The 19,318-nt window shown below is 71.1% G+C and carries 21 protein-coding genes; 13 read left to right on the top strand and 8 right to left on the bottom strand.

Translation table 11 applies throughout. The features are described 5' to 3' along the window. The first annotated feature begins 9 nt into the window (after positions 1-9). Complete coding sequence (locus tag ACQUQF_RS02790; RefSeq protein WP_435175495.1) at positions 10-1,683, top strand: ABC1 kinase family protein; 1,674 nt, start codon at positions 10-12, stop codon at positions 1,681-1,683. A 45-nt stretch (positions 1,684-1,728) separates the two neighbouring features. Here ACQUQF_RS02790 and ACQUQF_RS02785 read toward each other — a convergent pair whose 3' ends face one another. After that, positions 1,729-2,586 (bottom strand): DUF2182 domain-containing protein, encoded by an 858-nt coding sequence (locus tag ACQUQF_RS02785; RefSeq protein ID WP_435175493.1) that lies wholly within the window; start codon positions 2,584-2,586, stop codon positions 1,729-1,731. A gap of 444 nt (positions 2,587-3,030) precedes the next feature. On the opposite strand from ACQUQF_RS02785, the gene ACQUQF_RS02780 reads away from it, so the two are divergent. The 7 genes from ACQUQF_RS02780 to ACQUQF_RS02750 all read left to right on the top strand — a co-directional run bounded on the left by ACQUQF_RS02780 (position 3,031) and on the right by ACQUQF_RS02750 (position 8,621). Further along, complete coding sequence (locus tag ACQUQF_RS02780) at positions 3,031-3,960, top strand: ZIP family metal transporter (RefSeq protein ID WP_435175491.1); 930 nt, start codon at positions 3,031-3,033, stop codon at positions 3,958-3,960. A gap of 77 nt (positions 3,961-4,037) precedes the next feature. Then, positions 4,038-5,153 carry an aminotransferase class I/II-fold pyridoxal phosphate-dependent enzyme gene (locus ACQUQF_RS02775; RefSeq protein WP_435175489.1) on the top strand — a complete coding sequence of 372 codons (1,116 nt, stop codon included), beginning with the start codon at positions 4,038-4,040 and terminating at the stop codon, positions 5,151-5,153. Positions 5,154-5,433: 280 nt separating this feature from the next. Further along, entirely contained in the window at positions 5,434-5,706 is a 273-nt protein-coding gene (locus tag ACQUQF_RS02770) for a hypothetical protein (protein ID WP_435175487.1), read from the top strand. 233 nt (positions 5,707-5,939) lie between these two features. Next, positions 5,940-6,320, top strand: coding sequence for a translation initiation factor IF-5A (locus ACQUQF_RS02765; RefSeq protein ID WP_435175485.1), 381 nt, complete (start codon positions 5,940-5,942; stop codon positions 6,318-6,320). Next, positions 6,321-7,166, top strand: coding sequence for an agmatinase (gene speB, locus ACQUQF_RS02760; RefSeq protein ID WP_435175483.1), 846 nt, complete (start codon positions 6,321-6,323; stop codon positions 7,164-7,166). A 249-nt stretch (positions 7,167-7,415) separates the two neighbouring features. Continuing rightward, positions 7,416-8,183 carry a Nif3-like dinuclear metal center hexameric protein gene (locus ACQUQF_RS02755; protein WP_435175481.1) on the top strand — a complete coding sequence of 256 codons (768 nt, stop codon included), beginning with the start codon at positions 7,416-7,418 and terminating at the stop codon, positions 8,181-8,183. Between the two features lie 6 nt (positions 8,184-8,189). Then, entirely contained in the window at positions 8,190-8,621 is a 432-nt protein-coding gene (locus ACQUQF_RS02750) for a DUF488 domain-containing protein (protein ID WP_435175479.1), read from the top strand. Positions 8,622-8,625: 4 nt separating this feature from the next. Here ACQUQF_RS02750 and ACQUQF_RS02745 read toward each other — a convergent pair whose 3' ends face one another. Next, positions 8,626-9,519, bottom strand: a complete 894-nt coding sequence (locus ACQUQF_RS02745; protein ID WP_435175477.1) for an alpha/beta fold hydrolase — start codon at positions 9,517-9,519, stop codon at positions 8,626-8,628. A gap of 90 nt (positions 9,520-9,609) precedes the next feature. After that, a complete protein-coding gene (locus ACQUQF_RS02740; protein WP_435175476.1) occupies positions 9,610-10,809 on the bottom strand; it encodes an NAD(P)/FAD-dependent oxidoreductase in 1,200 nt (399 codons plus the stop codon). A gap of 205 nt (positions 10,810-11,014) precedes the next feature. On the opposite strand from ACQUQF_RS02740, the gene ACQUQF_RS02735 reads away from it, so the two are divergent. Continuing rightward, the gene (locus ACQUQF_RS02735; protein WP_435175474.1) at positions 11,015-11,461 is read left to right on the top strand and encodes a hypothetical protein; all 447 of its coding nucleotides are present in this window, start codon (positions 11,015-11,017) and stop codon (positions 11,459-11,461) included. Between the two features lie 10 nt (positions 11,462-11,471). On the opposite strand, the gene ACQUQF_RS02730 is transcribed toward ACQUQF_RS02735, so the two are convergent. Then, positions 11,472-11,735: a hypothetical protein gene (locus ACQUQF_RS02730; RefSeq protein ID WP_435175472.1), complete on the bottom strand. Its 264-nt coding sequence runs from the start codon at positions 11,733-11,735 to the stop codon at positions 11,472-11,474. 410 nt (positions 11,736-12,145) lie between these two features. Here ACQUQF_RS02730 and ACQUQF_RS02725 point away from each other — a divergent pair, with 410 nt between their 5' ends. Continuing rightward, positions 12,146-13,240: a deoxyhypusine synthase gene (locus ACQUQF_RS02725; RefSeq protein ID WP_435175470.1), complete on the top strand. Its 1,095-nt coding sequence runs from the start codon at positions 12,146-12,148 to the stop codon at positions 13,238-13,240. Positions 13,241-13,260: 20 nt separating this feature from the next. Here the strand turns inward: ACQUQF_RS02725 and ACQUQF_RS02720 are convergent, their stop codons facing one another. Beyond that, positions 13,261-13,404 (bottom strand): hypothetical protein, encoded by a 144-nt coding sequence (locus ACQUQF_RS02720; protein ID WP_435175468.1) that lies wholly within the window; start codon positions 13,402-13,404, stop codon positions 13,261-13,263. A 75-nt stretch (positions 13,405-13,479) separates the two neighbouring features. Continuing rightward, complete coding sequence (locus ACQUQF_RS02715) at positions 13,480-13,797, bottom strand: hypothetical protein (protein WP_435175466.1); 318 nt, start codon at positions 13,795-13,797, stop codon at positions 13,480-13,482. A 216-nt stretch (positions 13,798-14,013) separates the two neighbouring features. Here ACQUQF_RS02715 and ACQUQF_RS02710 point away from each other — a divergent pair, with 216 nt between their 5' ends. Continuing rightward, positions 14,014-14,649: a SprT-like domain-containing protein gene (locus tag ACQUQF_RS02710; protein ID WP_435175464.1), complete on the top strand. Its 636-nt coding sequence runs from the start codon at positions 14,014-14,016 to the stop codon at positions 14,647-14,649. Between the two features lie 40 nt (positions 14,650-14,689). Here the strand turns inward: ACQUQF_RS02710 and ACQUQF_RS02705 are convergent, their stop codons facing one another. Next, on the bottom strand, positions 14,690-15,430 hold the full coding sequence (locus tag ACQUQF_RS02705; protein ID WP_435175462.1) for a glycosyltransferase: 741 nt from the start codon (positions 15,428-15,430) through the stop codon (positions 14,690-14,692). Between the two features lie 248 nt (positions 15,431-15,678). Here ACQUQF_RS02705 and ACQUQF_RS02700 point away from each other — a divergent pair, with 248 nt between their 5' ends. Together ACQUQF_RS02700 and ACQUQF_RS02695 are read left to right on the top strand one after the other, a co-directional pair. Continuing rightward, positions 15,679-15,825, top strand: coding sequence for a DUF1328 family protein (locus ACQUQF_RS02700; protein WP_435177591.1), 147 nt, complete (start codon positions 15,679-15,681; stop codon positions 15,823-15,825). A 266-nt stretch (positions 15,826-16,091) separates the two neighbouring features. After that, the gene (locus tag ACQUQF_RS02695; protein WP_435175460.1) at positions 16,092-16,973 is read left to right on the top strand and encodes a rhodanese-like domain-containing protein; all 882 of its coding nucleotides are present in this window, start codon (positions 16,092-16,094) and stop codon (positions 16,971-16,973) included. A 171-nt stretch (positions 16,974-17,144) separates the two neighbouring features. Here ACQUQF_RS02695 and ACQUQF_RS02690 read toward each other — a convergent pair whose 3' ends face one another. Further along, positions 17,145-19,274, bottom strand: coding sequence for a hypothetical protein (locus tag ACQUQF_RS02690; RefSeq protein WP_435175458.1), 2,130 nt, complete (start codon positions 19,272-19,274; stop codon positions 17,145-17,147). Between the last annotated feature and the right edge of the window lie 44 nt (positions 19,275-19,318).

Here is a 19,318-nt window from a genome sequence, read left to right as displayed (position 1 = left end):
CCCCGCGGGGTGGTCACACTGGCTCACCTCCGTGCCTACCGGCGGTTCTTCGTCGTCGCGTACCACTTCCTGCCGCTCCTGCTGAGCTACGCCCGCGACAGGCGCCGGTTCCTGCTGTTCGGCGGTCCCCGCCGGGTCGACAGCCGGACCCGGATCGAGCGGGCCGAGACGCTGCTCGAGTCGCTGCTCACGCTCGGTCCGACGTTCATCAAGCTCGGCCAGCTGCTCTCGACCCGGCCCGACGTCCTGCCGCCCGAGTACGTCGACGTCCTCTCGCAGCTCCAGGACGAGGTGCCGCCGGCGCCGTGGCCCGAGGCCCGGGCGGTCCTGGAGGACGAGCTCGGCCCGATCGAGGAGGAGTTCGACGCGTTCGACACCGAGGCCATCTCGGGCGCGAGCCTGGGTCAGGTGTACACCGCCGAGGTCGACGGCGAGGAGGTCGCCGTCAAGGTCCGCCGGCCCAACATCGAGGAGCTGGTGAACGCCGACCTGCGCGTAATTCGCTGGTCGCTGCCGGTGCTGCTGCGGTTCCTCGGCCAGGCCCGGGCGTTCTCGCTGGAGAACCTCGCCGACGAGTTCGACCGGGTCATCAGACAGGAGATGGACTACCAGCGGGAGGCCGAGATGCTCGCGGAGATCCGGGCGAACTTCGCGGGCGACGAGGACGTGGCGATCCCCGCGGTCCTCGACTCCCACTCCGGGGCCCGCGTGCTGACGATGGAGTACATCCGGGGCACCAAGATCAACGACGTCGACGAGCTCGACGCGATGGGGCTCGACCGGCACGAGCTGGCGGTGACCCTCCAGCGGGCCTACCTCCAGATGCTGCTGGAGGACGGGGTGTTCCACGCCGACCCGCACCCGGGGAACCTCGCGGTCCGGGAGGACGGGACCATCGTCTTCTACGACTTCGGGATGTCGGGCCGGGTCGACGAGTTCGTCCAGGAGAAGATCGTCGACTTCTACATCGCGGTCGCCAACCAGGACATCGACGCCATCCTGGACGCGCTCATCGAGATGGGCACCCTCAGCCCGGAGGCCGACCGGGCGACGATGGGCAAGGTGATGGAGCTCGCCATCGAGGACGCCCGCGGCGAGGACATCGAGACCTACCGGGTCCAGCAGATCGTCGGCCAGGTCGAGGACACCATCTACGAGTTCCCGCTCCGGCTGCCCTCGAACCTCGCGCTCGTCCTGCGGGTCGCGACGGTCGTCGAGGGCGTCTGCGTCACGCTCGACCCCGACTTCGACTTCATCGCGGTCGCGACCGACTACCTGACCGAGCAGGGCTACCGCGAGGAGTCGATCCGGCAGTTCGCCGAGGAGACGAGCGACCAGGTCCGCCGGTCCGTCCAGTCGTCCATCCGCGTGGCGCCGAAGCTCGAGCGCGCCCTCGACCGGATCGACCGCGACGACTTCTACGTCCGGGCCGACGTCGAGGACGGCAACGACGTGTTCGAGACGCTGGCCAAGCGGCTGGTCTACGGGATGCTGCTGGCCTCGGGCGCGTTCTCGACCGCGTTCCTCTACGCGCTGACCACCGTCGAGGCCGCGGCGGTCGCGGGACTGTTCTCGGTGGGTATCGCCGCGCTGCTCTACCGGAACTTCCGGGGGCGCCGGGGCACCCGCGTGACGCCCCAGTTCACCCGCCACGAGATGCGCCAGCGCCGCGGCGGGGAGTAGACGCGGGCGGTGGGAGTCGTCAGGAGTGCGGCGCCGCGCCGCCGCTCAGGTCGCCGTCGCGAACGCCAGGGGGAGGCTCGGCCGGAGGGCGAGCACGGTCAGGCCGGCGGCCAGCGAGACGACGCCCGTCCCGACCGCGATCTCCCGGCCCCACGACGGCAGCCGCTCCATCGTGACCACGGTCGTGAGCGCGACCATCCAGAGGAGGTTCATCTCGCCGAGGAACGGCATCAGGAGGAAGAACGGGCCGAAGCAGATGAGGACGCACTGGACGCCGTGCCGGAGGCCCGCCTCGAACGCCGCGGCGGGGCGGTCGGCGTGGGGTCCGACCTCGTCGCAGCACGAGCGTAGCAGCGACTGCTTGACCGACGTGAGCTGGTAGAGCCCCGTCAGGACCAGCGCGCCGCCCACGACGGGGACGGTGTGCGAGCGGGTGACCCCGTAGATGCCGCCGGGGAGCACGGCGTGGAACGCCAGCGGGATCACCGCCGAGAGCGCCCACACCAGGTGGTAGCCCGTCAGGAACGACGCGAGCGAGCGGCCGGCGTCGGCGTTCGTCCCGCGGTGGGCCGCGGCGTAGTCCCGCGCGAACCGGGTCATCGCGGGGAGCATCATCGCCCCCATCATGACGCCCCACATCGCGACGTACCCGACCACCGCGCCGAGGGTCCCGACGTGGAAGACGCCCAGTTCCGGCGCGCCGGGCGCGGCCATCGGGACGCCCCGCTCCATCAGCCACGTCATCCCCGGCATCGGCACGTGGCCCTCGTACAGCAGCACCCACCACGCGGCGTCGAGCGCGAGCACGGCGGCGACGACCGCCGTCGTCCGGTCGCGCGACACGTCGAACACCCCGCGGTCGAACGCCTCGCGGTCGAGCAGCGACCGGACGTCCGGGCTCATCGGGCGACCCTCCCGGCGGGTCCGCTCGCGAGTCCGGCCGGTGGGTCGTCCGCGACGGGGGACGGTTCGACTGTCGTCGGTCGATACGCCTGGTCTCCGTGCCGACTTTCGCAGTCGACGGGGGTTCGTGCGAGCATGGTGTCGGGGGACGGCGAGCGCCGCGGCTCCCGCCGGGGTCGACGAGCACCCGGTCGCCCGACGGACGCGGTCGCGGAAGCTCGTCGTCAGTCTGCGCTTCGAAAGTCGGGTCGAACCGTCTTAATTTCTCACAATGTGGTACAGAAATATACGGTTCGTCGGAGCGACAGTTCGTGCGAACGTGGGGAATCGACCGAGCTTCCGGGTTACCGACGAAAGCCCGGCGACGCGCGGACTGTTTTAGGATAGCCAAAACGAGTTCGCGTTTTGGAAAGTCTTTTTGAACAGGAGTTAGAACGGTACGACATGGCGTTACTGGAGAACCTCGTCCTGGTGTTCGTCGCGGGGCTCGTGACGGCGCTGGCGACGGGGCTCGGCGCGCTCCCGTTCTTCGTGGTCGACGACTTCAGCGACCGGTGGAACGTGGCGCTGTGGGGGCTCGCGTCGGGCATCATGGTGTCGGCGTCGCTGTTCGGCCTCGTGAACGAGGGGCTGGCCTACGCCGCCGGCGGGTTCCCGACGCTGATGGTCGCCGGCCTGCTCGCGGGCGTCGCGCTGGTCGAGGTCGCAGACCGGGCGCTCGAGGCGGTCGACCTCGGCGGTGACGCTGGCGGGGGTCACGACGAGGAACACGAGCACGCCGCGGACGACGACCACAGCCACGAGCGCGACGAGCCGGTCCACGCCGACGGCGGCCACGGCCACGACGACCACGCGGCGGAGGCCGAGGCCATCGCAACCGGGGACCTCCGGACGCTCGTGCTGGTGTTGGGTATCCTGACGGTCCACAGCTTCCCGGAGGGCGTGGCCATCGGCGTCTCGTTCGCGGAACTGGGCTTCGGGGGCGGCATCCCGATCCTCGGCTTCTCGGTGCCGCTGCTCGCGGTCTTCATGACCGTCGCCATCTCCATCCACAACGTCCCGGAGGGGCTGGCCATCTCCATCCCGATGCGCGCGATGAACGTGAGCAAGTGGCGGATGGTCGGCGCGGCGGTGTTCTCCAGCCTGCCCCAGCCCATCGGCGCGGTCGTCGCCTTCGCGTTCGTGCGGTGGGCCCGGGAGTTCCTCCCCTTCGGCTTCGGGTTCGCCGCGGGCGCGATGATTTACCTGGTCGCCACCGAGTTCATCCCCGAGGCGCTGGAGACCGGCGAGGACCTGCCCGGCGAGGGCCACCGGGAGCTGCTGGCCGGACTCGCCGCGGGCATCGCGGCGATGGTCCCGCTGATGTACGTGTAGGCCGCGCCGGGCGATCACCGGTTCCGATACGCTGCCTCTTTCCGTGCCTTTACCCCCTTGTCCGTCCACCTCCCCGCATGGACATCGCGCCCTTCGAACTCGAGCGGTGGTTCGCCGAGTACGAGCACGAGGCCGACATCATGCTGGCCGAGAGCGGCATCCGGAGCCTGGCGGCCGACCGGTTCGACCTCGACCCCGGCAAGCTCGACTACGTCATCCCGACCGACGGCGACCCCGAACTCCGGGCGGCGGTCGCCGACCGCTACGACCGGTCGGCCGACGAGGTGCTGTTCACCTGCGGGGCCCAGGAGGCCAACTTCCTGGCGTTCCTGGCGCTGATGGACGGGGCGGACGGGAGCGACGGCGCGGGCTCGGCCGGGGACTCCGCGGCCGACCCCCACGCGGTCGTGGTCACGCCGACCTACCAGGCGCTCCACGCCGTGCCCGAGTCGCTCGGCGAGGTGACCCGGGTGTGGCTCGAACCGCCGGAGTGGGAGCTCGACGTCGACGCCGTTGCCGACGCCATCCGGCCCGAGACGGCGGTGGTCGTGCTCAACAACCCGAACAACCCGACCGGGCGCTACCACCCCGAGGAGACGGTCCGGGCGGTCTACGACCTCGCGGCCGACGCCGGGGCCCACCTGCTCTGCGACGAGGTGTACCGCCTGCTCTCGGACGACCCGCTGCCCACCGTCGCGAGCATGGGTGAGCGCGGCATCAGCACCGCCAGCCTCACCAAGGCGTACGGCCTCGCCGGCCTGCGGTTCGGCTGGATTGCCGGCCCCGAGGCGGTCGTCGAACGGGCCTGGCAGTGGAAGGACTACACCACCATCTCGCCGTCCATCTTCGGCCAGCACCTCGCACGCCAGGCGCTCGGCGAGCGCGAGGACGCCATTCTGGCGGAGAACCGCGAACTCGCCGCCCGCAACCGCGAGCGCGTCCGGGAGTTCGTCGCCGACCGCGACCTGTCGTGGTACGACCCGGTCGGCGTCAACGGGTTCGTCTCCGTCCCGGACGGGTTCGACGGGAGCAGGGAGTTCTGCCGGGCGGTCGTCGAGGAGGAGAGCGTCGTGCTCGCGCCGGGCGCGCTGTTCGGCTACGACGACTACTTCCGCATCGGGTTCGGCCTGCCGACCGACGAACTCGACGAGGGGCTGGCGCGCGTCGGCGACTGCATCGACCGCCGCGCGTGACGACGGCTCCCGGGCGTCGGTCGCGGTCGGAGGCCGAGCGGGCGGACCGTTCGTGGCGGCCAGCGATTAGTTCCGGGGACCGGATGTCGTGAGACACACTGGAATCGAGGAAACTTCCTCAGATCGGATTTTAAAATTTCTAGAGTCCTCTGAACCGGTAGTAAAACGTCGCCGGGGCGCCGTGAAACGACGGGAAATCGGGACGCGAGGGGTGAAAGACGCGAAACATCGCGAAGGCTCTGACCGTTATATGGTGTCGGGGGTCCAAGGGAAGGACAGGATGTCGAACGCTCCCTCCACCCTCGACGCCCCCATCACCGAGGAACTGTCCGACGACCGCCTCGGCGGCGCGACCGACGCCGCCAGGTCGGCGCTCGACCTCGTCGCGACGCCGGTCCGGTTCGCCGGCTTCTGGTCGGCCGTGGCCCTCCCGCTGGCCTACCTGCCGATGCTGGCCGGCGGTTTCGCGGCCGGCGAGGCCCCCGTATTCGCGGCTCTGCTCGCGGCCCACGCCCTCGCGCTGGTCGCGGGCCACGGCTACCGCAAGGACTGACGACCGCTGCAGCGACCGCTCGACCGACTGTCCCCGGTCGACCGCCCGACCGGTCCCCGCGGTCACCGGTTCCCCTTTCCCGATATTTCTGCTACGCCGCTTCGCGACCACCCGCCGATTCTCCCCGCAGGTCCCGGCCGAGCGTCGGTCGTCCCGTCGCTCCGTCCCGCCGGCCGGAAACGCCGGAAACCCATTCCAAACCGTTTATACTACCCCAGACGCTATCCCGCCCTATGGCAAAAGAGCAGAAGGAAGTGCGAGACCTCCAGGAAGGCAACTACGTGATGATCGACGACGCGGCCTGCGAGATCAACTCCTACAGCACGGCCAAGCCGGGCAAGCACGGCAGCGCCAAGGCCCGGATCGAGGCCGTCGGCGTCTTCGACGGCAAGAAGCGCAGCCTCTCCCAGCCGGTCGACGCCAAGATCTGGGTCCCCATCATCAACCGCAAGCAGGGCCAGGTCGTCTCCGTCGAGAGCGACAACGTCGCCCAGGTGATGGACCTCGACACCTACGAGACCATCACCATCAAGACCCCCGACGACGTCGACCTCTCGCCCGACGACGAGATCGAGTACCTCGAGATGGAAGAGCAGCGCAAGATCCTCGGATAGATGTTCCCCGGCGCGTCCGCCGACCGCGAGGCCGCGGCCTACGTGGTGGTGGGCGCGCCGCTCGACGTCTCGACGACGTTCCAGCCCGGCGCCCGGTTCGGCCCCGACCGGATCCGCCGGTTCGCCCGATCCTACGACGACTACGACGCCCGCACCGACCGGCACTTCTCCGACCTCGCCGTCCACGACCACGGCGACGTCCGCGCGTGGGACGACGCCGCGGAGTACCTGGAGTACCTGGCGGGCGTGGTGACCGACGCGGTGTGGGACGACGCCGTCCCGCTGGTCCTGGGAGGCGAGCACACGGTCACCGTCGCCGGCGTGCGGGCGGTCGACCCCGACGTCTTCGTCTGCCTGGACGCCCACCTCGACCTCCGCGAGGAGTACGACGGCAACCCGCTGAGCCACGCCACCGTGACCCGCCACGCCCTCGACGTGGCCGACGAGGCGGTGATTCTGGGCGCTCGAACCGGGAGTGAGGACGAGTGGGAACGCGCCGCCGAGTCGGACGTCACGGTCGTTCCGCCCGAGGAGGTTGCTGACTGGTCGCCCGACTTCGGCACGGAGGACGGCGGAGACGACGAGCGGACGGTCTACCTCAGCGTGGACATCGACGCGGCCGACCCGGGGTTCGCGCCCGGCACGGGGACGATGGAGCCGTTCGGCCTGATGCCCCGCGAGATGCGGGACGTCGTGCGCGAGGTGGCGGCCACCGGGTCGGTCGCGGGCTTCGACGTCGTGGAGGTCAACGACCGCGACGACGGCCAGTCGGCGGCGCTGGCGGGCAAGCTCCTCCGGGAGTTCGTCTTCGCCGACGCGGCGGGTTCCGACTCGGACGGCGAGTAGCCCTTCCGCTTTTCTACTTCGGCGCACGCTGGCGTCTGCACGAGCGGAGTGAGCGAGAAACGCAGGAGGCTGGGGAGGTGTGAGGCTACGGTGCTGTGCGGTGGCGGTGCGGGACAGATGTGACGGCAGTAGCTGGCTTCGATGTCGTGGTCAGACGATAGCTTGCTCTTTCGACTGATCCGACCTACAGTGCTCGCAAACGGAGATACAGATACAAGCCCCTCGCCCCGCAACGTCCGAACCAGAACCATGGACCTCGCCGAATTCGCCGAGCGGTACGACGACGAGCTCCGAACGAGCGACTTCGCGGACGTCGACGCCAGCGCCAACGGCCTGCAGGTCGGCCCCGACCACCGCGAGGTCGAGACCGTCGCGTTCGCGGTCGACGCCGCCGAGCAGACCGTCCGGACAGCGGCCGACCGGGGCGCCGACGCGCTGGTCGTCCACCACGGCCTCTCGTGGGGCGGCATCGAGCGCGTCACCGGCCGGCAGTACGACCGCATCGCGCCGCTGATCGAGAACGACGTGGCGCTGTACGTCTCCCACCTGCCGCTCGACGCCCACCCCGAACTGGGCAACGCCGCCGGCCTGGCCGACCTGCTCGGCCTGGAGGACCGCGAGCCGTTCGGCGAGATGGGGCCCGAGCACGTCGGCCAGCGCGGGCGCGCGCCCGACCCGATTCCGACCGACCGCCTCCGCGAGACCCTGGAGGCCGAGCTCGACCACTTCGGGCAGGGGCTGCGCGTGCTGGACTTCGGCCCCGAGGAGCTGGAGGACGTGGCCATCGTGACCGGCAGCGGCGTCGACTGGCTCGACGAGGCCGCCGAGAAAGGGGCGGACGCGCTCATCACCGGCGAGGGCAAGCAGAAGGCCTACCACCAGGCCCGGGAGGCCGGCCTCACCGTGGTGCTGGCGGGCCACTACGCGACCGAGACGTTCGGCGTGCAGTCGCTCCAGTCGCTGGCCGACGACTGGGGGCTCGAGACGACGTACATCGACGCGCCGACGGGGCTCTGAGCCGGCGTGTCGTCCGCCGACGGTCCCGCCCACGAGATCCGGGACACGTACCACGCCGCGCTCCGGCACGGCCACGTCGACCCCGGCGAGGAGGACCTGGTGGTCGGTGTCGTCCGGCGGCCGTCCTACGGCATCGGCAACTACATCGACCGGAAGGTCCCGGCGCTCGCGCCGCCCGACGACCTCCTGGACGAGTTCAAGGGCCTGCTCGACGAGCGGCCGGACCTGACCCACGACGGGGCCTGGGACGAGGTGGAGTTCGGCGAGCGCTACCGTGAGCACCTCCGGACGCCGGCGGCGCGGGCCGCGATGGACGACCTGCTCGCCGAACTCGAGACGCGGGACGTGTGGCTGGTCTGCTACGAGGACACCGACGACAAGCGCTGCCACCGGACGATTCTCCGGGACGTGCTCCGGGAGCGGGCCGAGACGGAGTAGTCGATTAGGCGTTCCGTCGGAGGAACCTCCGGACCGGACCGACGAGGTCCGGCCCGACCTCCTCGGGGACGAAGTGACCGACCCCGTCGTAGACCACCGTGTCGGCCGCCGGGAACAGCGCCTGCCACCGACGCAGGAGCGGTCCCTGCACCGGATCTCGCGCACCCCACAGCAGCAGCGCCGACGTGTCCGCGACGGCCGCCCGGCGGTCCCAGAGTGCCGCGAGCCAGTCGCGCGACCCGAGCAGTTCCCGGACGAGGGTCCACGACCCGATCCGGTCGGCGGGCGACCCGAGCGGTCCGAGGTAGTGGCGGTACGCCGTCTCGTCGACGCCGAGTCCGGCGACGTGCGGGAGTCCGACCGCCGTGCGGGCGAAGGCGTTGTGCCGCAGGACGAGGTACCTGCCCGCGGGATTCCCGACGGCCCGCGAGATGACCCGGGGCAGCAGGCGCTCGCGGGGCCACATCCAGGTGTTCAGCGCCGCGATTCCCGAGACGGCGTCCGGATTTCGCGTCGCGTAGTCGAGCGCGAGCGGACCGCCCCAGTCGTGGCCGACCACGACCGGGTCCCGCAGGCCCAGGTCGTCGATCAGGCGCTCGACGACCCGTGCGTGGGCCGCCGGCCGGTACGAGAAGTCCGACGGCGAGGGCTTCGCCGAGCGACCGAAGCCGAGCAGGTCGGGCGCGACGCACCGGTACTCGTCCGAGAGCCCGCGGATCAGGTGCCGGTAGAGGAACGACCAGGTCGGGTTGCCGTGGAGCAGCACCACCGGGCGGCCCTCGCCCTCGTCGACGTAGTGGACCCGGCCCGCCGGGCGGTCGAGCCACTTGGGGTCGAACGGGTACTCGGTCCGGTCGAGCCACGCCGGGGGTCGGTCGAGCGCAGTCGCGTCGGGCATGCCCCCACCGACGCCGCCGGGGGGTAACTCTCTTGGGCCGGCCCCCGGCAACGCACTCGCCCCTGAATTGCCACGGTCGGGGCCGCCGGCTCACTCGAACCGGGAGACCGCGAACGCCGAGACGTCGGTCTCGGGCTCCTCTCCCCGGACCGCGTCGGCCACGAGCTTCCCGCTGTAGGGCCCGAGCTGCAGGCCGGTCGCGCCGTGCCCGGTCGCCACGAACGCGCCCTCCACGTCCGGCACCGCGCCCAGAATCGGCAGTCGGTCCGCGGAGACGGGCCGGAGCCCCACCCGGACCTCCGCGAGTTCGGCGTCGCCGAGGCCGGGGGCGACCCGGAGCGCCTCGTCGAGCACTTCTCGGACGCCCGCGGCGGTCGTGCGCGGCGCGAACCCGGACCCGGTCTCGCGGGTCGCGCCCGCGGCGACTCGCCCGTCGGGCCAGGAGACGAGGTAGTGCTCGCGGAACGCCGAGACGATGGGCCAGTCGCCGGTGTCGGGTCCGTCGGTCGCGGCGTCCGCGCCGGTCGTCGCAGCGTCGACGCGGGCGTCGGTCCCGCCGGCCTCCGCACCGAGGTCGAGGTGCGCGATCTGGCCGCGCTGGGGCTCGACCGGGAGCTCGACGCCGAGCTGATCGCCGAACGCCGGGGACCACGCGCCGCCGGCGACCACCGCGGCCGCGGTCTCTATCGTTCCCTCGTCGGTCTCCACGGCCGTGATCTCGCCGTCCTCGACCCGGAACTGCTCGGCGCTCGCCCGCCGGACGTCGAGGCCGTGGGCCTCGCCGGCCCGCCGGAGCGCCGCGGTCAGGAGCTTGCCGTCCACGCGGGCCGCCTCCTCGTAGTAGGCCGCGCGCTCGACGTCGGCCAGCGGCGGGAAGCGCTCGCGGGCCTCGCCGGGGTCGACTTCGGCGAACGAGTCGGGGTCGGGCCGACCGAGCGCCTCCTGGCGGCGCTCGATGCGCTCTTTCGCCCGGTCGAACGCCTCGACCTCCGCATCGTCGACTGCGACGCTGAGCAGGCCGCACTGCTCGTAGCCGGTCTCGCCGTCCTGCTCGTCGGCGAGCGCGGCGACGAGGTCGGGGTAGTAGTCGACCGCCTCGACCGCGAACTCGAACCACGGGTCCGAGCCGGTGCGGCTGCTCGTCGCGGGCGAGAGGATGCCCGCGCCAGCGTCGGTGGCCCGGCCCTCGTCCTCGCGGTCCACGAGCACGGTCTCGGCCCCCTCGCGGGCGAGGTGGTAGGCGACCGACGACCCGACGATGCCACCGCCGACGACGGCTGCGTCGTACATGCGCGGGGGTAGCGCGCCGACGCTCAAAGTACTGTGGTCGGGTCCGTCGCGGTCCGGTGGTCGTCAGGTACCACCCGCCGGCCCGTCGACGGCTCGCAACGACCGGTTCCGCGCCGGCGGGTCGACGGGCCCGATTCAGACATTGCTCCGACATATCGGCCGACGCCGAAAAGGGCTAAGGACCCGACTCCTGTCTCTCGGCGCGATGGCAGGCACCAACTCCGGGGCGTCGCCCTCGCGACGGAGCGTCTTGAAACGGACCGCCGGCGCGCTCGCGCTCGGCGGTGGCGGCCTCGCGGCCGGCGGCGACGTCGGCGCGCGACCGGGCGACGCCGACAGGGCAGACGCGCACCGCGGCGTCACCTGCGGCGACGGGCACTCGGAGGGGAGCACGTTCACCGTGGAACGCCGGTGCGAGGGGACCGACTGCGACACGATCCGGCTGACCGGGCTCTCGGCGTGTGCGGGTGGCCGCGAGCAACTGTACGCCGACCTCCCCGGCACGGAGCCGACCGTCTGGACGGCGCCCCGGAACGGCGAGGTGCCGCCGGGCGCCTACCGCGTGGTCCGGGCCGAGCGCTGCGAGCCGGCCGCGGGCGACTGCGATGAGCGCGCCCGCTATCGGCTGGCGTTTCGACCGACGGAGGGCTGATCGGCCGCCGTCAGCGACCGAACCGCTCGCCGACGATCGCGACCGCGGTGCGAGCCGCGCCGGCGACGTACGCGACGACCGCGAAGCCCGCCTCGAGCGACACGCCGGCCAGCACCGCGAGCGCGACGAGACCGACGAGCAGGCCCGCGAACAGTGCGACGCCGAGATAGCCCGCGTACTGGACCATAGCGGCGAGCAGAAGGACGGTGAAGCAGGCGACCGCGGCGACGACGAGCAGGGTCACCTGCTTCACCGGCGGACGTGGGATCGCCACGTGTCGGCTTGGCGCTCCAGAGCGATAAGTGTTGACAACTGTCTATGAACTGGGGCTGGCCCGCCGTCTCCCCGACGGCGAAGGGATAATATTAAAAGCCCCCCGTTCGACTTGAATCACGTGTCCGCCGGGTTTCAACAACCCGCCAGGGTTGCCGGAGCAATGGTCACGCGACGGTCCTCGGCGGAGACGGGCCGCGGCCAACCGGCCCCCGACAGCCGACCCTCGGGTGCGGCTAATTGAACCGCCGCTGGCGCCCGACCGACGCCACGCGGGCCCCTCGGGGTAGTTGGCACTACCGCTTTTGGGCGAACCTGACGGACGTCGGACGGAGAGCGTCGTCGCCGAGCCGTCGCCACCGCGACGCCCGAACCGAAGGGATTGAACCCCGGCCCCGAGTAGGGACGGGCATGAGCGACGACGCCGCGGAATCTCACGGCCACGACGAGCGCGAGGACGCCGGCGACGGAAGCGAGGAGCGACACGACGAGCACGGGGGCCACCACGACCCCCACCGCGAGGAGTTCCGCCACGACCCCATCGCCCACGCTGAGGTCCGGGCGGGGATGACCGTCGGCGAGCTCGCCGACGCGTACGGCGACGCCGGCATCGGCGCGGCCGACCTCCACGAGGCGGTCGACATCTACGCCGAGATGCTGGGCGACGACGAGGTGACCAACTTCTTCGGGCTCGCGGGCGCGATGGTGCCGACCGGGATGCGCCGCATCGTGGCCGACCTCATCCGGGACGGCCACATCGACGCGCTGGTCACGACCGGCGCGAACCTGACCCACGACGCCATCGAGGCCATCGGCGGCAAGCACCACCACGGCACCGACGAACCGGGCGAGGACCGGAGCCTCCGCGACCACGACGAGCAGCTGCGCGACGAGCAGGTCGACCGCATCTACAACGTCTACCTGCCCCAAGAGCACTTCGCGCTGTTCGAGGACCACCTGCGCTCGGGGGTGTTCCCGGCCGTCGAGGGCGAGAGTGCGGTGAGCATCCGGGAACTCACGGAGGCCCTCGGCCGGGCCAACAGCGAGGTCAACGACCGCGAGGGCGTCGACGAGGGCGCGGGCGTCGCGGCCGCCGCCTACGAGAACGACGTGCCCATCTACTGCCCGGCCATCCAGGACTCGGTGCTGGGCCTCCAGGCGTGGATGTACTCCCAGACGGCCGACTTCACGCTCGACGCGCTGGCGGACATGACGACCATCACCGACCAGGCGTTCGACGCCGAGAAGTCGGGCGCGATGGTGGTCGGCGGCGGCGTGCCGAAGAACTACGTGCTCCAGACGATGCTAGTCTCGCCGGAGGCGTACGACTACGCGGTCCAGCTCACGATGGACCCGCCCCAGACCGGCGGGCTCTCGGGCGCGACCCTCGACGAGGCGCGGTCGTGGGGCAAGCTGGAGAAGGCCGCCCGGAACGCCAGCGTCTACGCCGACGCGACCATCACGCTCCCGCTGGTCGTCGCGGCGGCCCGCGAGCGCATCGAGTGAGCGGGGCGTCGCCGACACGGTCAGTCGACGAACGGGACGAGCAGGGCTGCGTAGAAGACGGCCGCCGTACCGACGACGAGCAGCAGGCTCCCCAGCACCATCGAACACGTGACGCACCAGTCGGGGACTCGGTCGAACGCGTCGGGCGGAGGGCTTCGAGACACGGCTCGAAGACATTAGCTATCCTACGTAAACCTTCCCCACTACCCGTGGTAGCGGGACGACAGTAGCTGGGCGCGTTAAATCGGATCGTCGGGCTCGTGCTCTTCGGCCATCCGCGAGGCCTCGGCGGCGTACTGCTCGCGCTCGTCGGGGTCGTCGACGCTGCCGAGGTTGTCGGGCGACACGTCGAGCGCGGCGGTCGTGTCGCGCCGGTCCGAGAAGCTCGTGAGCGAGCGCTCCTTCCGGTAGTACCGCTCGCCGTCGGGCGTGGCGTAGACGAGGATGATGAGGTTCTGCTCGTCGTCGGAGTAGGTGCGCTCGACCAGCCAGACGCGGACCGCATCTGGGTCTGCCTCACCGTCCGCGCCGGCCTCGGCGCCCGTGTCTGTTCCCATACTCGGAGAGAGGAGCGACGCGAAGTTAGGCGTTCGGGAGCCCCGGCCGGCCCGCTCGGGACCGGCCGCCCGACCCACCAGCCGACCGAGCCCACCTGCTGACCGACCCCACCAGCCGCCTGACTCCACCTGCCCACCGACCCGGACGGTTCCGTCGCCCGCCCCGTCGGGAAACCCTCATGAGGGTGGGGTTCGTCGGCCCGCCAAGGAGCCTCGATGTCCGAGTCCCGCCGCCTCTCGCCAGACGACGACCCCGAGCGGTCGCCGACGGTCCGGGCGCTGGCCCACGCCGGCACCCACGAGGAGCTGATCCTGGGGTCGCGGGCCTACTGCCGGGAGGCCGCCCGGGAGTACGGCTTCGACGTGGAGTTCTCGCTGGTCGACTGGGAGGTCTCGACCCGGGCGAAGCGCCGGGCCGCCGCGGTCAAGCGCCCGAAGATCCCGGAGACCGAGGTCGGCGAGCCGGTCGACTGGCGGGCCGCGGCCGACCGCGTCGGGTCGTCGCCCGCCGACCTCCGGCAGTGCACCCTGTCGCTGACGTGGGCCGCGTTCGAGTCGTTCGACGTCGGCGAGTGGACCACGACGCTGCGCCACGAGCTGATCCACGTCGAGCAGTTCCAGCGCTACGGCACGACCGACCACGGCCCGGCGTTCGAGGACCGGGCCGACGCGGTCGACGCCTCGGTCAAGTGCCCGCCGTTCGCCGACCCCAAGTACGTCCTGACCTGCGCCGACTGCGGCGCGGTGGTCGGCCGACGCTACCAGGAGTGCAAGCTGGTCCGCCAGCACGACCGCTACCGGTCGTCGTGCTGCGGCGCGTCGGTGGCGTGCTCGGGCCCGGACGACGGGTGAGGGTGCGCGCTTCTCGCCGACGAGCGCACCGCCACCACCGTCAGTAGTCGGCCCGGAGCCGCCGCCAGTCGAGCTTCAGGTAGTGGTACAGCGTCCCGGTCAGCCCCGACTCCGCGATGCGCCGGGCCGACGTCGCCGCCAGCACCTCCGGGTGGTAGCCCGTCGGCCACTCCCTGCCCAGCTCGCGGCTGAACGCGGTGTCCTCGTTGGGCACGTCCGGGAAGCCGCCGACGTCGGCGTAGGCGTCGCGCCGGACGAAGCAGTTGAACCCCGGCAGCACCGGCCGGTCGAGCCGCGGGAACGCGTGGTTGATGGTCGCCTCCATCACCTTCGCGCGAGCGGGGCCGACCAGCCGACAGCGCGAGGACGCCGCGGCCAGCCCCGCCTCGCGGACGAACCCGAGCATCGCGTCGACGTAGTCGGGCCGGACCGCGGTGTCGGCGTCGACGAACGCCAGCCAGTCGCCGTCGGCCCGCTCGGCGCCGCGGTGGCGGGCGTCGCCGATGCCCGGCGGGGACTCGTCGCCGTCCACGCGCGACGCTGAGGCGGGTCGGCGCTCCTCGCCGGTCGCGCCCCCGTCGGCGGCGGCCCGGTGCTGGTGGACCACGGTGGCGCCGAACCGGCGGGCGATCTCGGGGGTGGCGTCGTCGCTGTCGCCGTCGACGACCACGACCTCGTAGTCGCGGTCGGTGCGCTGGCCGCGGAGGCTCGCCAGGGTCGCGGGGAGCGTCGCCTGCTCGTTGCGGGCGGGCACGACGAAACTGACCACTGGGTCTGGCATGGGCGGAGGGGCGTTCGGTGGGGGTCGAGTGGTTCGCCCGGAAGGAGTAAGGGTCTTTTCGCCCGAGCGGATAGGTCGAGGTGGCCGATGACGAGGCGCCCGCTCCGAACCGGTCTCGGCAACCGGTGGTGACGAGCCCTATGAGTGCCGAGGCCACCGAAATCCCGGGGAGTAACCGCGACCCTTCTCGCCCGGACCCGTCAAGCACTACCCGTATCGCGTCCGGGCGCCAATGACCGGCTATGCCCATACTAGAACTGGCAATCGCGTTCTTCGTGCTGGCGATCATCGCGGCGGCGCTCGGCGCCGGCGGGGTCGCGGGACTGTCGATGGACGCGGCGAAGTGGCTGGTGATCGCGTTCCTTGTGTTGGCCGTGCTGTCGTACGTCGTGTGACCGGTTCGCACTGACGGCCGGCCGACGATTCCCGAACGCACTGCTACCGAAACACGCCCCACTGCCGGCGTGTTCCCGCGTTCGCAACCGAAACTACTCCGAGTCCTTCGACAACGCCGAATTACTCCCGCGAGTCGTTTCCGGGCGCACTCGGACCCGGGCAGTAGTGCACAGTACCGCTTCTCGTGGCACTCAATAACAAAGTCCGCTCCCGGAGAGACTGTGTCCAACTGCGGGACCTTTCCCCCGCGACTTCTCGGAGCACAATGACAGGCTCGAACACGAATCCGACCGGACCGACAGCGGCGAGACGACGGACCCGCCGGGCGTTCCTGGCGGGCGTCGCCGCGGCGACCACCGGCCTCGCCGGCTGCTTCGGCACGAGCGACGGCGGCGCGACGGGGCCGAAGAACGGTGACGACCTCCCCAGCGACTCGGACCCCGACGACGGCTACCCGCCGGCGTTCGAGGATACGCCGACGTCGCGGTCGGTGAACACCGACGCCTTCGACACGACGACTGTCGAGGGCACCGCGGTTCCGCTGGCGCCGGTCGAGGACGTCTACTACTGGTACGCCCGGCGCGAGGCGCGGTTCGTCGACGCCCGCGGGCCGTCGTCGTACGACCGGTCGCACGTCTTCGGCGCGGTGCTGAGCCCGGCGCCGAACGGGACCGAGGGGTCCGGCGGCGACCCCGTCGACCAGTGGCCCAAGGACGCCCGGGTCGTCTGCTACTGCAGCTGTCCGCACCACCTCTCGTCGCTCCGGGCGGCGTCGCTGCTCTCCGAGGGCTACCGGAACGTCTTCGTCATCGACGAGGGCTTCCGGGAGTGGCACGACCGCAACTACCCCGTGGCGGGCCAGCGCACCGAGCGGCTCCCGCCGATCCGGGTCGTCGAGGGCCGGACGGACGCGGCGTTCGCCGGCGAGACCGCCTGGGCGCGCCACCTCGGGTCGGGTCAGCGCGAGGCGACCCGCATCCGGTCGGACGGCGCGTACCGGCTCGAACTCCCGTTCGCCGGCGTCACCGACTCGTCGGTCGTCGCGGTCCGCACGCCCGCCTACCGCGTCGAGGCGCCGCTCGGCGAACTCACCGCGGGCACGCTGACCGGTCGCGACGCGGCCGGTCGAGGGACGGCCGGTCAGTGAGGCGAGGCCTGTTCTCGATCAGCTAGCGTTCTCGGTCGCCCGACGTTCCCTTCACCCCGCGCTTCCGTCCGTCCAGCAGTCGCTACGTCTCGACGGCCGAGCGGGTCGCATCGTGTCGCTCACCGTCGGGAGTAAGGCGCGTCGAAAGAAGGAGTCCGGCGGAGCTCGCGTTCAGCGCACGAGGACCGCGCCGGTCAGGCTGCTCGAACTGCTGTCGTCCTCCTCGTCGTCGTCGCTCGACTTCTGGTCCTGATCGGTGCTGATCGACGCCGACTGGTCCTGCTCCTGGGTGTTGTCGCTGCCGCTGTCGGTCTGCTGCTGGTCCTGGTCGACCGAGACGTCGGAGCTCTGCTGCTGGTCGTTCCCGTCGCCCTCGGCGGTCTGGCTCTGCTCCTGGTCGACGTCGCTGTCCTGGGTCTGGTCCTGGTCGGAGCCGTCGCCGCTGGCGCTCTGCTCCTGGGTCTGGTCGGTGTCGGCGCTCGCGTCCTGCTCCTGGGTGTTGTCGCTGCCCTCGGCGGTCTGGTCGGCGGTCTGGTCGGTGTCGCTCTCCTGGCTCTGGTCCTGGGTGTTGTCACCGCTCGAACTCTGGCTCTGCTCGCTGTCCTCCTCGCTGCTCAGTTCGCTGTCCTGCTGGTTGTTCTCGCCGGACGAAGACTGGTCGATGCTCTGGTCGGTGTCCGAGTCCGACTCCTGGCTCTGGTCGGCGCCCTCGCCGCTCGAGGACTGCTCCTGGACGTTCGACGAGTCGGACGCCAGGTCGGCGTCCTGCTCGGCGTCGCCGCTGGCGTCCTGGTCGATCTCGCCGTCGTTGCTCTGCTCGTTGGACTGGCTTGCCTCGCCGCCGTCGGTGTCGCTCGACTGCTCGTTGCTGTTCTCGTAGTCGACGTCCGCGCTCTGCTCGGCCGACGAACTCCCGTCGTCCTCCGACACGTCGGCGTTCTGCTCGACGGTGGCGTCGTTGGACTGGTCGTTAGACTGGGTCACGTCGCTGCTGCCCGAGCGCTGCTGCTCGTTGTCGTTCTCCTCGTCGACGTCGGCGTTCTGGTCGACCTCCGCCGACGCCGACTCGCTGTCGCCGTCGGTGCTGGCCGAACTATCGCCGATCTGCAGAACGTCGGCGTCGTTGTCCTGGTCGTTGGTCTGGTCGGTGTCGCCGCTGGCGTCCTGGCTCGACTGGTCGTTGTCGTTCTCCTGGTCGGCTTCGGCGCTCTGGTCGACCTCCGACTCGGCCGTGCCGTCGCCGTCCTCGTTGGACGCCGACGAGTCGGCACCCTGGCCGAAGTCGGCGGTGTTCTCCTGGTCGCTGTCCTGGGAGACGTCGCCGGCGTTGTTCTGCGCGTCCTGGTCGTTGTCGTTCTCCTGCTCGCCGACGGCGTCCTGCTCGGCGTCGGCGTCGGCGTCCTGGTCGGTCGACTCGCCGCTGCTGCGGGAGCCGTCCTGGTTGCTCGCGTTCACGTCGGCGAGCTGGTCGCCCTCGATTTCGTTGTCCTGGTCGCTGGTCTGGTCGCTCTCGCCGTCGTTGTTCCGCGCCTCCTGGTCGTTGTCGTTCTCCTGGTCGGCGAGCAGCCCCTGGTCGGCGTCGGCGTCGGCGTCCTGCTCGACCGAGCCCTGGGACCCGGTGTCCTCGTTGCTCGCGTCGGCGTCGCCGCCCTGCGCCAGGTCGGCGTCGTTGGTCTGATCGTTTTCCTGGTTCGCCTCGTCGCCGGCGCCCTCGATCAGCTGGTTGTTGTCGTTCTCCTGGTCGCCGATGGCGTCCTGGTCGGCCTCGGCGTCGGCGTCCTGGTCGCTCGTCTCCGAACCGCCCGAGTCGGTGTCCTGGTTCGTCGCCGACGCGTCGCCGTCCTGGAGGAAGTCGCCCAGGTTGAGTTGGTCGTTCTCCTGGTCCGTCGGTCCCCGGCTGTCCCGGGCGGTCTGGTCGGCGTCGTTGTCCTGGTCCGACTCGACGTCGAGGTCGGACTCCGCGTCGGCGTCCTGGCTGCTGCTCCCGACCGCGGAGTCGGCCTCGTACTGGTTCGCGGCCTCCGAGTCTCCGCTCTGGTCGGACTCCTGGTCGTTGTTCTGATCGCTGGACTGGGACTCCCCGAACAGGACGTCGTTCACGAACGACTCGTGGTCGTTGTCCTGATCTACGTCGGCGTCGTTCGACGAGTCCGCGTCCGCGTCCTGACACACCTCGAGGTCGGCTTCCGAACCGTCTTCGTCGGGACACGGGTCGGCGGCGGTGGCCGCCGGCGCTGCCGCGCCCGCGAGTAGCCCTGCGACGATGCACAGACAGAGTAGTTTGTTGAACGTTGTTCTCATTGGTACCCCCGCTCAGTAGACAGGAATCGCGGCGCTAAGTTCCC

The sequence above is a fragment of the Halorussus sp. AFM4 genome, assembly GCF_051194995.1.
Taxonomy (GTDB): Archaea; Halobacteriota; Halobacteria; order Halobacteriales; family Haladaptataceae; genus Halorussus.
Note: the sequence above shows the minus strand (reverse complement) of the source record. Positions and strands in the feature narration are given on the sequence as shown.